Below are 13,149 nucleotides of genomic sequence, written 5' to 3' on the forward strand. Positions count from 1 at the left end.
CCGACACCGACCCCGGTGACCGGTACCCCTCACCCCCGACCCGCCGGCCCGGCCGACCGCTCCCCGACAGACGCCCCGACCGACGGATCGGCGGGTCACCGCACGCGCCCGACCTCGGCACCTGGCCCGGACCCGACGACGGCGCACCCGCCCTCGGCGCACCGTGCGTACCCGCCCTCGACACACCGCCCGGACCGGTCGGGGACCCATCGCCCGGACCCGGCGACGGCGGTCCGTCCCGACGCGGGAGCACCGCCCGGTCCGGTGGCGGCGCGTCCCGGTCCGGGGTGGACGATCGGTGCCGGGCTCGGGTGGCTGCTGCGACCGGGCCGGCGACGGACCAGCCCGCGCCGCCCCCCGACGAGCGAGACCGGCCCGGAACCCACGACGGAGACCGGTGCGGAGCCGGCGACGGGAACCGCCCCGGAGGTGGTGGCGGGGATCAGCCCCCGTTCGGGGTCGCGACGTGACCCGGAGGCGGCTGCCGTGTCCGGGGCACGAACACCTGCCCCACGCGGGTGGGTGGGGCACCGTCCCTCCTCCGACGCCGACCGGGCCCCGGGCACGCCCCCACCGGCCGGCACGCGGCACCAGGGGTCCGACGTACCGTCGCAGGCCCCCGGCCGGGCGGACCTCGTCCCGCCGGGGTGGCCGGACCGCGACGACCCCGGTCGACCGGGCCGGTCGGCGGGCCTGGCGCACCGGACGGCCGCCGGAACCGGTGCCGGGCGACGGCCGACCGACGGCCGACCGACCTCAGCGCTGTTCGGCCCGGCGTCGGCGACCGGCACCGGCGCGGCAACCGGCGACTGGGCCGGCGGGGACGGCACCGGTGGGGCGGGCGGCCCGGTCACGGGCGGCGGCCGGCACGACGGAACCCGGCCGGGCCCCGGCGGCGGCGCACCGGCGCGTGGCAAACCCACCCGGCGGACCACCGCGACCCGGTGGCCGCAAGACGACCCGCCCCCGGCCGGCGACCCGTGGCCGGCCCTGCCCGCTGCCGGCCCGACCGGGGCGGGAGCGGCCGGACCACACGGATGGCCGGTGGGGGCCGACCCGTGGCCGGCACTGCCCGACGACGGGGCGTGGCGACGGCCGACGGGGACCGCCCGCGACGACGCCCGGTACGCCCGGCTCGACGCCGAACAGCGGGGGTACTGATGGAACGGGTCGCCTTCCTGGTCGACGAGTCCGGCGTCCGGATCGACTGCCTGCTCAATCCGCAGACCGTGCAGGTCACCAGGGTCGCCGGGGTACGACCGCGGGGCAGCGCCGAGGGGCGGCTCACCGGGATCGGGCTGGCCGACGACCCGCTGGCCTTCACCGGTGGCGGGCGGACCGAACTGGTGCTGGACCTGCTCTTCGACACCGACCTGGTGGAGGGGCCGACCCGGCCCGGGGACGTGCGCACCCTCACCCGGCCGCTGTGGATGCTGGCCGAGAACTCCGCCGTGGCGTACGGCTGGCAGCGTCCGCCGCTGGTCCGGCTGGTCTGGGGCAAGACGTGGAACGTGCCCGGGGTGGTGGTGGCCGTCGCCGAACGGTTCGACGTGTTCACCCGTACCGGCTCGCCCCGCCGCTCGTGGCTGCGGATGAAGCTGCTGCGGGTGGCCGAGTCGGCCGACGAGGCGCAACAGGGCTTCGCCGAGGAACTGGCCGCCGCCACCCCGCCCGCGACGCCCCCGGGGCAGGCGGTGGTGGCGGCCGGGGACGGTGCGGCCACGCCCGGCTACTCCGGGGTCCGGTTCGACCTGCTCGCCCACGACGCGCTCGGCTCGCCGCTGCGCTGGCGGCTGCTCGCCGAGCACAACCGGATCACCGACCCGTTCGCCGTGCCGGCCGGCACCGCCCTCGCGGTACCCCCGGCCACCGCACCGCGGCCCGCCGGGGTGTCCCCGGTGGAAAGCGCGGGCGGCACCGGCCCGGAGCAGGCCGGCGGGGGTGTGCGGTGAGTGCCCGCCCGTCGGTGTTCCTCGACGGCGTGCCGCTGGGCGGGGCGGCGGACCGGCGGATCCGGTCGGTCCGGGTGGCCGCCCGCCTCGACCAGCCGACCCAGTGCGAGGTGGTGCACGAAGCCGATCCGGGCGCTTCGGCGCGGGGTCCCGGTCCCGGCCCGGCGGTGCCGACCGGCGCGACGCTGGCCGTCCGGCTCGGCGACGACCTGCTGTTCACCGGGGAGGTCACCTGCGTCGAGGTGGAGTACGCCGCCGACGGCACCGCCCTGTCCCGCTGGCTCGGCTACGACCTGCTGCACCGGCTGCGCAAGCGGCAGCAGCTACGGGTCTTCGAGGCGGTCACCGCCGCCGACCTGGCCCGGGAGCTGTGCGGCGCGGTGGGGCTCGCCGTCGACGCCGAGGTCGACGGGCCCCGGTTGGACCGGCTGCTCCAGCACCGGCACAGCGACCTGGAGCTGCTGCGGGAGGTGGCCGGCCGGGCCGGCCTGCACCTGGCCGTCGAGGCTGACCGGGTGCGGCTGGTCACGTTGGACGGTCACGGCGAGCCGGTGCCGCTGACCCTGGGCCGGACGCTGCACTCGGTGCGGTTGGCCGCCAACCTGGACCGGGCCGCCGGGAGCAGTGCCGCGCTGGGCTGGCATCCGCAGCGGGCCGAGCCGCTCGGGCACCGGGTCGACGCCGCGCGCAGCGGCCGGCGGGTGCCGTTGCGGCCGGACCCGGCGGCGGTCGGCGCGGACGGCGTGCGGACCGTGCTGGACCAGCCCGGTCGCGGCGACGACGAGTTGGCCGCGCTCGCCCAGGCGGGCCTGGACGACCGGGTGGCCGCGCTGGTCACCGCCGAGGGCGTCGCCGAGGGTGACCCGGCGTTGCGCCCCGGCCGCCGGGTCGCGCTGGCCGGGGTGACCGACGACCTGGCCGGGGTGTACGTCCTCACCGAGGTGGTGCACACCGTCGACGCCAGCGGCCACCTCACCCGGTTCGCCACCGCCCCGCCGCCCTCCCCGCCGCGCGTCGCGGCCGGCGGGGCGGTGGTCACCCTCGGGGTGGTCACCGCCGTCGACGACCCGGAGCGGCTCGGCCGGGTCCGGGTACGGCTGCCCGGGTACGGCGACCTGGACGCCGGCTGGCTGGCCGTGCTCTGCCCGGGGGCGGGCCGGGACAAGGGCATCGTGGCGCTGCCCGACCCGGACGACACGGTGCTGCTGGCCCTGCCGGGCGGTGACCCGGTCGCCGGGGTGGTGCTGGGTTCGCTGTTCGGCACCGTCACCCCGTACGACGCGGGGGTGGCCGACGGGCGCGCGGGCCGCTGGTCGGTGCGGACCGGCAGCGGTCAGACCATCGTGGTCGACGACGCGGCGCGGACGCTGCGGCTGGCCACCGACGCCGGCAGCTTCCTGGAGCTGACCCCCGAGCTGACCACCCTGCACGCCGCGACCGACCTGGTGCTCTCCGCGCCGGGCCGGGCGCTGGTGGTGCGGGCCCGCAGCGTCGACTTCCTGCACGCCGACGCGACCGAGGACGCGGCGACCGCCAGGCAACAGGCCGGCTCGCTCGCCCGCGCCCACTCCGGAGGTGCCTGATGCGCTGGATCACCCTCGACTCGCTGATCGCCTGCGACCACGACGGCCGGGTCACCAACCGGGCGTCGCAGGGCTGGCTGACCGTCGCCGGGACGCCGGTGCTGGTCGACGACGACCCCGTCGGGCGGGACATCGTGGCCTGCCCCAACTACGGGCCGACTGTCAAACCGTGCGCGAGGACCCTCGCGGTGCGGGTCGGCTACAGCGACTGGCTGCGGGTCGACGGGCACCGGATCGTCCTGTCGCACCTGGCCGGGTTCACCGACGGCACCCCGCCGAACCTGGTCCGGCACACCGTGCACGACGCCCGGCAGCGCCTGGTGGGGGCCGACCGGTGAGGGCGTTGCGGTTCGTCGGGGCCGGCTTCGACGCCGGCCGCGCCGGAGGCCTGGCACTGACCGCGACCGGCGGGCTCGCGGTGACCGACGGCGACGAGACGGTACGCCAGGCGTTGTACCTGCTGCTGTCCACCACGCCGGGCGAGCGGCTGATGCGCCCCGGGTACGGCTCCCGGCTGCACCGGCTGGTGTTCGCGCCGAACGACGACACCACCGCCGGGCTGGCCATCCACTACGTGCGGCAGGCGATCCGCCGGTGGGAGCCCCGGATCGAGGTGATCGACGTGGACGCCGGCCCCGACCCGGGCGACCCGTGGCGGCTGGTGATCCGGTTGGACTACCGGGTGCGGGCCAGCCTCTCCCCCGGTCAGCTGGTCCTCTCCGTCGACCTGCTCCCCGCCGACGTAGACCCGCCCGCGCACCGGGCCGCCGGTCGGTCGACCGGTGACGGGGGCGAGGGGGACCGGTCATGACGCTGCCCGTGCCGCACCTGGACGACCGCACCTTCCTCGATCTGGTCACCGAGGCCCGGGAGCGCATCCGGCAGTCCTGCCCCGGCTGGACGGACCTGTCCGCGCACGATCCGGGTATCGCCCTGGTGGAGGCGTTCGCGCACCTCACCGAGGTGATGATCTTCCGGCTGAACCAGTTGCCGGAGAAGGCGTACGTGCAGTTCCTGAACCTGCTCGGGGTCACCCGGCACGCGCCGACGGCGGCCTGGGCCGACGTGCGGTTCGTCCGGACCGGCGGTGACCGGGCGGCGGTGCGGATCCCGGCCGGCACCCGGGTCGCGGCGGCCCGGGGCCTCGACCCGAGGCCCGTCGTCTTCGTCACCACCGAGCCGGCACTGCTGCCGGCGGACGCCGACGAGGTGACCGTCCGGATGCACCACTGTGAACCGGTCGAGGCGGAGCTGCTGGGCGTCGGCACCGGCCAGCCGGGGCAGGCGCTGCGGGCCGCCCGGGCACCGCTTACACGTACCGCCGAGGCACGGGACCTGCTGCTCGGGGTGGAGGTGCCGGCCGGCTCGGTGGAGCTGGGCGCGGTGGCCCGGGAACACGAGGGCGCGACGTACGAGGTGTGGCGGCCGGTGGACAGCTTCGCCGGGGTCGGCCCGCAGGCCAAGGTCTACCTGGTGGACCGCTGCTCGGGGCTGGTCACCTTCGCCCCGGCGCTGGACCTGCGCCCGCCCGACGCCGACCCGCCCGGCCCAGGACCGGCCGACGTGGGACCGGACGACGTGGGACCGGACGACGTGGGACCGGCCGACGTGGGACCGGACGACGTGGGACCGGCCGACGTGGGACCGGACGGCGCACGGGCGGGCGGCGGGCCGGTCACCGTCGCGGCGGTGCCGCCGGCCGGGGCCCGGGTGCGGCTGTGGTACCGGGCCGGCGGTGGCCGGGCCGGCAACGTCGCCGCCGGCACCCTGACCACCCTGCGGGACCCGCTGCCCGGGGTACGGGCGGAGAACCCGGAACCGGCAGGTGGCGGACGGGAGCTGGAAAGCCTCGACTCGGCGCTGGTCCGGGGCCCGTACGAGTTCTTCGCCCAGCAACGCGCGGTCACCGCCCGGGACTTCGAGATCCTCGCCGCCGGCTCCGGCGGGGTGTCCCGGGCGCGGGCGTTCACCCGGGCCGCCGTCTACAGTTTCGCCCGCCCCGGCGAGGTCGAGGTGGTGCTGGTGCCGTACGTGCCGCCGGAGGCCCGCCCGGGTGGCCGGCTGCCGGTGGCGGTGCTGCGCGCCCACGAGGTGGAGGAGTCCCGCCGCCGGGTGGAGGCCGACCTGGACCGACGTCGGGCGTTGGGCACGAGCTGCCGGGCCGGCTGGGCCCGGTACAAGGCCGTGTCGATCCGGGCCCGGGTGGTGGTCCGGCCGGAGGAGGACGTCGAGGCGGTCCGCCGGCGCATCCACGACCGGCTGCACCTGACGCTCAGCCCGCTGCCCACCGCGCTGAACCCGACCGGCTGGGCGTTCGGCGAGCCGCTGCGCGCGTCCAACGTGTACCGGATGCTGGAGCACGCCGAGCCGGGGGTGCGCTACGTCGAGTCGGTCCGGTTCGTGGTGGACGAGGCCCCCGACGCGCAGGTCCGCGCCGTCGCCGTCGACCGGTACCAGCCCGGCACCTGGTACGCGGGCCGGGGCGCGGTGCTGTTCCGCTCGTCCGACGCGGGCGTGGGCTGGGAACCGGCGGGCCGATTCGACGACGACGAGACGGTGGTGCGGGTCGCCCCCGCCCCGGCCCCGGTGCGTCCCGGCGTGGTGGCCCGCCCCGGCGCGGTGGCGGTGGTGACCACCCGGACGGCGGGCGGCTCCCGGGTGCACCTGAGCACCGACCTCGGCGAGACCTGGACGGCGCTGACCGGCCTGGACTCGCGGATCACCGACCTGGCCTGGATCGACCGGGACGGCGCGGGCGCGCTGCTGCTGGCCACCGACACCGGCCTGTACGAGGTGTCCCTGCTGCCCGGCGCGGTGCCGTTGCAGATCCTGGTCGACCCGGCCGACGCCGACCGGGGCTTCTACGCCGTCCGGTCGTTCGTCTCGGAGCGCGGCGCGCCGGGGGTGGCGGTCGCGGCGCAGGCGGGTTTCGGGGTGTACCTGTCCACCGCCGGTGGCCGCCCCGGCAGCTTCACCCACGTCGGCCTGGCCAACGTGGACAACCGGGTCCTCGCCGTGCAGTACGACGGCCCGGCCACCCTGCTCTGGGCGGGCGCGGGCGAACCGGACCCGAAGAAACCGGGGCAGGGCTGCCACCGCACCCGGCTGTTCGAGTCCGACGTGAAGTGGCAGCAGGTGCAGGCCGGCTGGGTCGGCGGCACCTGCCGGGACCTCGCCTTCGTCGGCACCCTGGCGGTGGCCGCCACGCAGAGCGGCGGGGTGGTCCGCCTCGACACCCTGGCCGCGCAGCCGCAGTGGCAGCCGGTGGTGGTCAACTGCGGCCTGCCGCTGCGGGACCGGACCCGGTTCGTGCCGGTGGACGCGATCGCCGGCAGCGTCACCGGGACGGGCGGGGGCAGCCGGCTGATCCTGGCCGGCGGCGAACGCGGGGTGTACCGCAGCGGCGACGCCGTCGACTGGACGGCCAGCGCCAACCAGGCCACCGCCGACGTGGTGACCGTCCCCGACACCTGGCTGCTCTGCTCCGGCGAGCACGACATCGAGGTGGTGGGCCACGATGCGCCGGGCCGCGATTGAACGGCTGCTGCCGGCGGCCTACCAGCGGGCCGCCGGGCCGGGCAGCGTCCTGGCCGCCCTGCTGGACGTGATGGAGGCGCTGCACGCCCCGGACGAGGCGCTGCTCGCCGACGTGGACGTGCTGTTCGACCCGTACCGCACGCCGGCCGGGTTCGCCGGCTACCTGACCCGCTGGGTGGCGATGGACCACGTGCTCGGCCCGCCCCGGCCGGACGTCCCGCCGCCGCTGCCCGTGGGCCGGCTACGCGACCTGGTCGCGCACGGCGCGCTGCTGGCCCGCTGGCGGGGCACCCCGTACGGGATGCGGACCGCGCTGGAACTGGCCACCGGGGTCACCGGGTTCGTCCTCGACGAGCCGGCCGACCGGCCGTTCCACCTGGTCGTCCGGGTACCGGTGGCGGCGGCCGGGCTGCTGACCGTGGTGACCCGGATCGTCGCGGCGGAGAAACCGGCGGCGGTGACCGCCGAGGTCGTCCTCGCCGACGCCCCACCCGCCGAGGCCGACGGTGGGCCGGTGCCGTACGGGCCGGCGGTCGGCCGCGCCACCGTGCCCGCCCCGGGCCCCCCGCCCCCGCCCGGACCGTCGCCTGAGGAGCCGTCATGACCACCGAATGGGCCGTCGTCGCCACCGCCGAGCAGTTCACCCTCGACCCGGCCAACCGGGGCGAGCTGACCTTCACCGTCTCCAATCCCGGCGGCGCGCCGGACACCGTGGTCTTCGATGTCGCGCCGGGCGAGGGCAGCCAGCGGGCCTGGTTCACGGTGGCCGAGCCGCAGCGGGTGGTGCCGGGGCAGAACTCCGTGTCGTTCCTGGTCCGGCTGGCGGTGCCGGCCGGTACCCCGCCCCGGCGGTACGACATGACGGGCTTCGCGTACTCGGCGAACACCGCGCCGGAGGAGAGTTCCCGCGCGAGCGGCCGGGTGACGTACGAGGTCACCGGGGTCGCCCCGCCCCGACGGGCCCCGTGGCCGTGGATCGCGGCGGCGGTGGCGCTGGTGGTGCTGGTCGGCGCGGTGGTCGGTTACCTGCTCAGCCGCCCCGACGCCGCCCCACCGCCGCCCGCCGCCCGGGTGGTCACGGTGGAGGCGGAGACCCTGCTCGCCGGGGCGAGGACGGAGTCACCGGCGGGTGCCGCGGTGAAGGTGGTGGAACAGCCGGACTGCTGCGGGCTGACCTGGTCGGGTGGCCGGCAACTGTTCCTGCAGGGGCTGGCGGTGGGTGACCGGGTCAGTCTCACCGTCACCCTGCCGGCGGACGCCACCTGGTCGTTCGCCGCGTCCCGCACCACCGCGCCGGACTACGCCAACACCATCTGGCAGGTCGACGGGGTGCAGGTGGGCGGCACCTTTCTCGGCTTCTCGAAGCAGCCGGCGCTGCGTGACGTCGAGGACGTGGGCACGGTACGGCTCGGTCGGGGCCCGCACACCCTCACCCTGGTCGCGGTCGGCCGGACCCAGGGCACCGAGCGGTACTTCGCCGGGGTGGACCTGGTCCGGTTCACCGAGCTGCCCGCGTCGACGGGCCGACCGTGAGCGGCCGGCGGAAGCTGCTGCTGGTGGCGGTCGCCGTGCTGCTGGTCGCCGCGTTCGTCGGCGCGCTCGGGGTGGGCCACGCCGGTCGCGGTGACCCGGCCGACGCCGGCACCCTGGGCTGGCTGGGCCGGCTCGGTGGCGACGCCACCACGGTGGACCCGGCGACGGTACGGGCCGACTGCGACCGTACCGGGGACGTGCTCTCCTTCGTCGGCGGCTGCGCGCTGCGGGTGGACGACCCCGGCGGGCTGCGCACCCTGGTGCTGCGCAGCCGGGCGGCCTTCGCGGTCACCGCCCCCGCGCCCGGCGACGCCGACCTGACCGTACGCGACGACGTCACGCCCGCCGACGGGGGCGACGCCGTCGCGACGATCGCCCTCGACGGGGCCACCGAGGTCGGCCTGGGCTGCCCGGGAGGTGTCGGGTGCACCGTCACCATCGCCACCTCGTGACCCGGCACCTGTCGGTGCCCCGGGTCGCGGTGCCACCGGTCCGGGAGGTGACCCGGCATGGGTGAGCTGCGCAGGCCGTTCCTGCTGTTGGCGCTGCTGGCGGTGGTGCTGGTGGTGGCGCTGGAACTGGGCTCGTCGCTGCTGACCGGCGGCGGCGACGCGGGCGGGGAGCTGCTGGCCGGCGCCCGGGACCTGGGCGTGGACGTCGGCGCGGTGGGACGGATCAGCGAGCCGTCCGGTCGGGGCACCGGCTACCTGGCGCTGGTCGACGTGGTGGCGCTCTGGACCACCGGCCTGTTCTGCCTGAGCCTGCTGCTCTCCGAGCGGGTGCAGGGCCGGGTGCAGGGGGTGGCCACCCTGGTCTTCGCGGTCCTGCTGGTCCTGGCGTCGCTGGTGCTGCTGCTGACCGTCTTCGTGGAACTGACGGTGATGGTGTCGCTCTTCCTCGCCGTGCCCTTCGGCACGCTGGCCTACCTCGCGCTGTGGGGCTTCTTCCCGGTCGGCGAGGCCAGCCTGCTGCTCGGCCTGGTGCTGGCGCTGAAGCTGGTCTGGGCCGGGCTGCTGCTGCTCGCCCAGCCCCGGTTCCTGCAGAACAAGGGGCTCGTCCTGCTGGCGCTGACCACCCTGGTCGGCACGGTGGTGCTGGAGTTCCTGCACCGGCTGGTCCCGGTGATCCTGGTCAGCATCCTCGACGACGTCGGCGCGCTGGTCTTCGCCGTCGTGGCCCTCGTCTGGGGCCTGGTCCTGCTCGTCGGCTCCGTTCCCGCCGTCGTCAAGGCCGTCCGCGCCACCGCCACCGTCCGGTGACCCGCCCGCCGCGCGGCCCCGGGGCGGCGCGGTGGTGGGGTGGGGCATACCGGTCCACCGCAGGGGTGTCGTCCCTCCCGCCGCCCGGCGGGCGACTGGGTCCCCATGACGACGGGGCCCCGGGGTCCCGCAGCCGTCCCGCTCACGGCCCGGTCAGGACACGTGGGTCAGGTAGGCGTCGATGGTGGCGGCGAGGATGTCCGGGCCGGGACGGGACCAGAGCGCCGCCTGGAACACCTCGACCTCGACCGGCCCGGTGTACCCGGCGGCGTCGACCGCCTCGCGCAGCCGGCGCAGCTCCACACAGCCCTCACCGGGCAGCGCCCGGCCGAGCAGCACCCCCTCCGGCAGCGGGGTCACCCAGTCCGCCGCCTGGAACGCGGCGATCCGGTCACCGGCGCGGGCGATCTGCGCGTACACCGTGTCGTCCCACCAGACGTGGTAGGTGTCCACCACCACGCCGACCACGGCGGGGTCGAACCGTTCGGCGATGTCGAGCGCCTGGCCGAGGGTGGCGATGACGCACCGGTCGGCGCTGAACATCGGGTGCAGCGGTTCGATGGCGAGGCGCACCCCGGCGGCGGTGGCCTCGTCGGCGAGCGCGGCGACGGCGTCGGCGACCTGCCGGCGGGCCCCGTCGACGTCGCGGCTGCCAGGGGGGAGTCCACCGGAGACCAGCACCAGTTCCCGGGTGCCGAGGGTGGCCGCCTCCTCGATGGCCCGCCGGTTCTCGTCCCACCAGTCGGGGGTGGTGAAGAACCCGCCCCGGCACAGTGAGGTGACGGTCAGTCCGGCGGCGCGGACCAGCCGGGCCGCCCGGTCGAGCCCGTACGCCTGGACCGGTTCCCGCCACAGGCCGATGCCGGGCACCCCGGCCGCCGCGCAGCCGGCGACGGCCGCCTGAAGCGGCCAGTGCTGGGCGGTGGCCTGGTTGAACGAGAACCGTTCCAGCCCCGACGCCGGCACCACCCCGGTCACTGGGCCACCCCGGCCACGGTGAGGTACGCCCGGGCCCGCGCGGCGGCCAGCTCCGCGTCGGGCAGCAGCCCGGCGGCGTCGGCGAGGACGAGCAGCCGGGCCAGGTGGGCCGGGGACCGGCCGGACTGCTGCCCGGCCAGCATGGTGAAGTGCTCCTGGTGCCCGGCCAGCCAGGCGAGGAAAACGATGCCGGTCTTGTAGAACCAGGTGGGCGCGGCGAACAGGTGCCGGGCCAGCGGCAGGGTCGGCGCGAACACCGCGTCGTACCGGTCCAGGTCACCGGCGTCGAGGGCGGACAGCGCGGCGGCGGCAGCCGGCGCGATGGCCGCGAAGACACCGAGCAGGGCGTCGGAGTGGCCCTGTCCGTCGCCCCGGATCAGCTCCGGGTAGTGGAAGTCGTCGCCGGTGTAGAGGCGTACCCCGGCGGGCAGGCTGCGGCGCAACGCGACCTCCCGGTCGGCGTCGAGCAGGGACACCTTGATCCCGTCGATCCGGTGCTGGTGCTGTTTGATCAGGTGCAGCACCGTCCCGGTGGCCTCGTCGAGGTCGGTCGAGCCCCAGTAGCCGGCCAGCGCCGGGTCGAACATGGCACCGAGCCAGTGCAGCACCACCGGCTGGTCGGCGGCGGTGAGCAGTTCGTCGTACACCCGCAGGTAGTCGTCGGGGCCGGTGGCGGCGGCGGCCAGGTGCCGGCTGCACATCAGCACCGGGCGGGCACCGGCGGCGGTGACGTCGGCGAGCTGCTCGGCGTACGCCCGGGTCACCTCGGGCACCGTGGCCGGGCCGGGTGGGAGCTGGTCGGTGGCGACCCCGGCGACGATCCGGCCGCCGACCGCGCGGGCCTCGGCGGCGCTGCGCCGGATCAGCTCCCGGGTGGCCGGGTAGTCCAGGCCCGCGCCGCGCTGGGCGGTGTCCATCGCCTCGGCCACCCCCAGCCCGTACGACCAGAGGTGCCGCCGGAAGGCGAGGGTGGTGTCCCAGTCGACGGCGGCCGGGGCGCCCGGGACGTTCTCCGCGCGCGGGTCGGCGACGACGTGCGCGGCGGCGTACGCCACTCTGCTGGTGGACGGACCGGTGGGACGATCGTGGCCCGCGCCCCCGCGCAGCCGGTGGGTGCCGCCGTCGGGCAGCCGGACGACGGCGGTCACCGGGACAGCTCCGGCACCTCGACCCGGCGGCCCTCCCGGGCCGAGCGCAGCCCCAGCTCGGCCAGTTGCACGCCGCGTGCCCCGGCCAGGAAGTCCCAGGTGAACGGGGAGCCGGTGACGACGTGCCGCAGGAACGCCTCCCACTGCACCTTGAATCCGTTGTCGAACTCCTCGTTGTCGGGCACCTCGGTCCACTGCGCCCGGAAGTCCTCGGTGGCGGGCAGGTCCGGGTTCCACACCGGTTTGGGGGTGACCGCCCGGTGCTGGACCCGGCAGCGGCGCAGTCCCGCGACGGCGCTGCCCTCGGTGCCGTCGACGTGGAACTCGACCAGTTCGTCGCGGTGCACCCGGGTGGCCCAGGACGAGTTGAGCGCGGCGATGATCCCGCCGTCGAGTTCGAAGATGCCGTACGCGGCGTCGTCGGCGGTGGCCGGGTAGGGCCGGCCGGCCTCGTCGACGCGCTGCGGGACGTGGGTGGCGGCGACGCAGGTGACCGCCCGGACCGGGGCGAACAGCTCCTCCAGCACGTACTGCCAGTGCGGAAACATGTCCATCACGATGCCGCCGCCGTCCTCGGCGCGGTAGTTCCAGGAGGGACGCTGGGCGGGCTGCCAGTCGCCCTCGAAGACCCAGTAGCCGAACTCGCCCCGCACGGAGAGGATGCGGCCGAAGAACCCGCCGTCGATCAGACGCTTGAGCTTGCGCAGCCCCGGGAGGAAGAGCTTGTCCTGCACGACGCCGGTGCGGATGCCGGCGGCGTCGGCGGCGCGGACCAGCTCCCACGCACCGGCGCTGGACTCGGCCAGCGGCTTCTCGGTGTAGATGTGCTTGCCGGCGTCGATGGCCTGCCGGATGGCCTTCTCCCGCTGCTGGGTCACCTGGGCGTCGAAGTAGATCTCCGCGTCGTCGCGGGCGAGGGCGGCGGCGAGGTCGGTGGTCCAGTCGGTGAGGCCGTGCCGTTCCGCGACCGCCCGCAGCCGGGTCTCGTCCCGGCCGACCAGGATCGGCTCGGGCCAGATCCGGGTGCCGTCGTCGAGTGCCAGGCCGCCCTGCTCGCGCAGGGCGAGCAGGGAGCGGACCAGGTGCTGGCGGTAGCCCATCCGACCGGTGACGCCGTTGACGATGATGCCGATCGACCTTCGGGTCATGGTCGTCCTTC

12 protein-coding genes are annotated in these 13,149 nt (G+C 76.4%); 9 read left to right on the top strand and 3 right to left on the bottom strand.

What is annotated here, in order from left to right:
* The first annotated feature begins 1,160 nt into the window (after nucleotides 1–1,160).
* From ACN261_RS26600 to ACN261_RS26640, 9 genes are read left to right on the top strand one after another with little or no spacing between them, the layout of a single operon-like run.
* A complete protein-coding gene (locus ACN261_RS26600; protein ID WP_425852723.1) occupies nucleotides 1,161–1,952 on the top strand; it encodes a hypothetical protein in 792 nt (263 codons plus the stop codon).
* The gene (locus tag ACN261_RS26605) at nucleotides 1,949–3,535 is read left to right on the top strand and encodes a phage baseplate assembly protein V (protein ID WP_425852725.1); all 1,587 of its coding nucleotides are present in this window, start codon (nucleotides 1,949–1,951) and stop codon (nucleotides 3,533–3,535) included. The genes ACN261_RS26600 and ACN261_RS26605 overlap by 4 nt, the downstream gene beginning before the upstream one ends.
* On the top strand, nucleotides 3,535–3,873 hold the full coding sequence (locus ACN261_RS26610) for a hypothetical protein (protein ID WP_402896025.1): 339 nt from the start codon (nucleotides 3,535–3,537) through the stop codon (nucleotides 3,871–3,873). Before ACN261_RS26605 ends, ACN261_RS26610 begins: the two co-directional genes overlap by 1 nt.
* Nucleotides 3,870–4,346 (top strand): GPW/gp25 family protein, encoded by a 477-nt coding sequence (locus tag ACN261_RS26615; protein WP_421482393.1) that lies wholly within the window; start codon nucleotides 3,870–3,872, stop codon nucleotides 4,344–4,346. Before ACN261_RS26610 ends, ACN261_RS26615 begins: the two co-directional genes overlap by 4 nt.
* A complete protein-coding gene (locus tag ACN261_RS26620; protein WP_425852728.1) occupies nucleotides 4,343–7,072 on the top strand; it encodes a putative baseplate assembly protein in 2,730 nt (909 codons plus the stop codon). Before ACN261_RS26615 ends, ACN261_RS26620 begins: the two co-directional genes overlap by 4 nt.
* Nucleotides 7,053–7,676 carry a phage tail protein gene (locus tag ACN261_RS26625; protein ID WP_425852729.1) on the top strand — a complete coding sequence of 208 codons (624 nt, stop codon included), beginning with the start codon at nucleotides 7,053–7,055 and terminating at the stop codon, nucleotides 7,674–7,676. The genes ACN261_RS26620 and ACN261_RS26625 overlap by 20 nt, the downstream gene beginning before the upstream one ends.
* The gene (locus tag ACN261_RS26630; RefSeq protein ID WP_425852731.1) at nucleotides 7,673–8,605 is read left to right on the top strand and encodes a hypothetical protein; all 933 of its coding nucleotides are present in this window, start codon (nucleotides 7,673–7,675) and stop codon (nucleotides 8,603–8,605) included. Before ACN261_RS26625 ends, ACN261_RS26630 begins: the two co-directional genes overlap by 4 nt.
* Nucleotides 8,602–9,057, top strand: coding sequence for a hypothetical protein (locus ACN261_RS26635; RefSeq protein WP_421482399.1), 456 nt, complete (start codon nucleotides 8,602–8,604; stop codon nucleotides 9,055–9,057). Before ACN261_RS26630 ends, ACN261_RS26635 begins: the two co-directional genes overlap by 4 nt.
* A gap of 57 nt (nucleotides 9,058–9,114) precedes the next feature.
* Nucleotides 9,115–9,864 (top strand): hypothetical protein, encoded by a 750-nt coding sequence (locus ACN261_RS26640; RefSeq protein ID WP_421482400.1) that lies wholly within the window; start codon nucleotides 9,115–9,117, stop codon nucleotides 9,862–9,864.
* A 153-nt stretch (nucleotides 9,865–10,017) separates the two neighbouring features.
* Here the strand turns inward: ACN261_RS26640 and ACN261_RS26645 are convergent, their stop codons facing one another.
* The 3 genes from ACN261_RS26645 to ACN261_RS26655 are packed head-to-tail and all read right to left on the bottom strand — an operon-like array spanning nucleotide 10,018 to nucleotide 13,138.
* A complete protein-coding gene (locus tag ACN261_RS26645; protein WP_421486838.1) occupies nucleotides 10,018–10,833 on the bottom strand; it encodes a sugar phosphate isomerase/epimerase family protein in 816 nt (271 codons plus the stop codon).
* A gap of 5 nt (nucleotides 10,834–10,838) precedes the next feature.
* Nucleotides 10,839–11,990 (bottom strand): dihydrodipicolinate synthase family protein, encoded by a 1,152-nt coding sequence (locus tag ACN261_RS26650; protein WP_421482401.1) that lies wholly within the window; start codon nucleotides 11,988–11,990, stop codon nucleotides 10,839–10,841.
* A complete protein-coding gene (locus tag ACN261_RS26655) occupies nucleotides 11,987–13,138 on the bottom strand; it encodes a Gfo/Idh/MocA family protein (protein ID WP_421482402.1) in 1,152 nt (383 codons plus the stop codon). The genes ACN261_RS26650 and ACN261_RS26655 overlap by 4 nt, the downstream gene beginning before the upstream one ends.
* Nucleotides 13,139–13,149 lie beyond the last annotated feature (11 nt).

Source organism: Micromonospora sp. WMMD723, assembly GCF_049863385.1.
Classification (GTDB): Bacteria; Actinomycetota; Actinomycetes; order Mycobacteriales; family Micromonosporaceae; genus Micromonospora; species Micromonospora wenchangensis.

What these genes read in the sequence shown, in the direction of transcription:
- ACN261_RS26640 (WP_421482400.1), top strand. Translation starts at nt 9,115, where the DNA reads ATGGGTGAGCTGCGCAGGCCGTTCCTGCTGTTGGCGCTGCTGGCGGTG.
- ACN261_RS26630 (WP_425852731.1), top strand. Translation starts at nt 7,673, where the DNA reads ATGACCACCGAATGGGCCGTCGTCGCCACCGCCGAGCAGTTCACCCTC.
- ACN261_RS26610 (WP_402896025.1), top strand. Translation starts at nt 3,535, where the DNA reads ATGCGCTGGATCACCCTCGACTCGCTGATCGCCTGCGACCACGACGGC.
- ACN261_RS26655 (WP_421482402.1), bottom strand. Translation starts at nt 13,138, where the DNA reads ATGACCCGAAGGTCGATCGGCATCATCGTCAACGGCGTCACCGGTCGG.
- ACN261_RS26600 (WP_425852723.1), top strand. Translation starts at nt 1,161, where the DNA reads ATGGAACGGGTCGCCTTCCTGGTCGACGAGTCCGGCGTCCGGATCGAC.
- ACN261_RS26625 (WP_425852729.1), top strand. Translation starts at nt 7,053, where the DNA reads ATGCGCCGGGCCGCGATTGAACGGCTGCTGCCGGCGGCCTACCAGCGG.
- ACN261_RS26620 (WP_425852728.1), top strand. Translation starts at nt 4,343, where the DNA reads ATGACGCTGCCCGTGCCGCACCTGGACGACCGCACCTTCCTCGATCTG.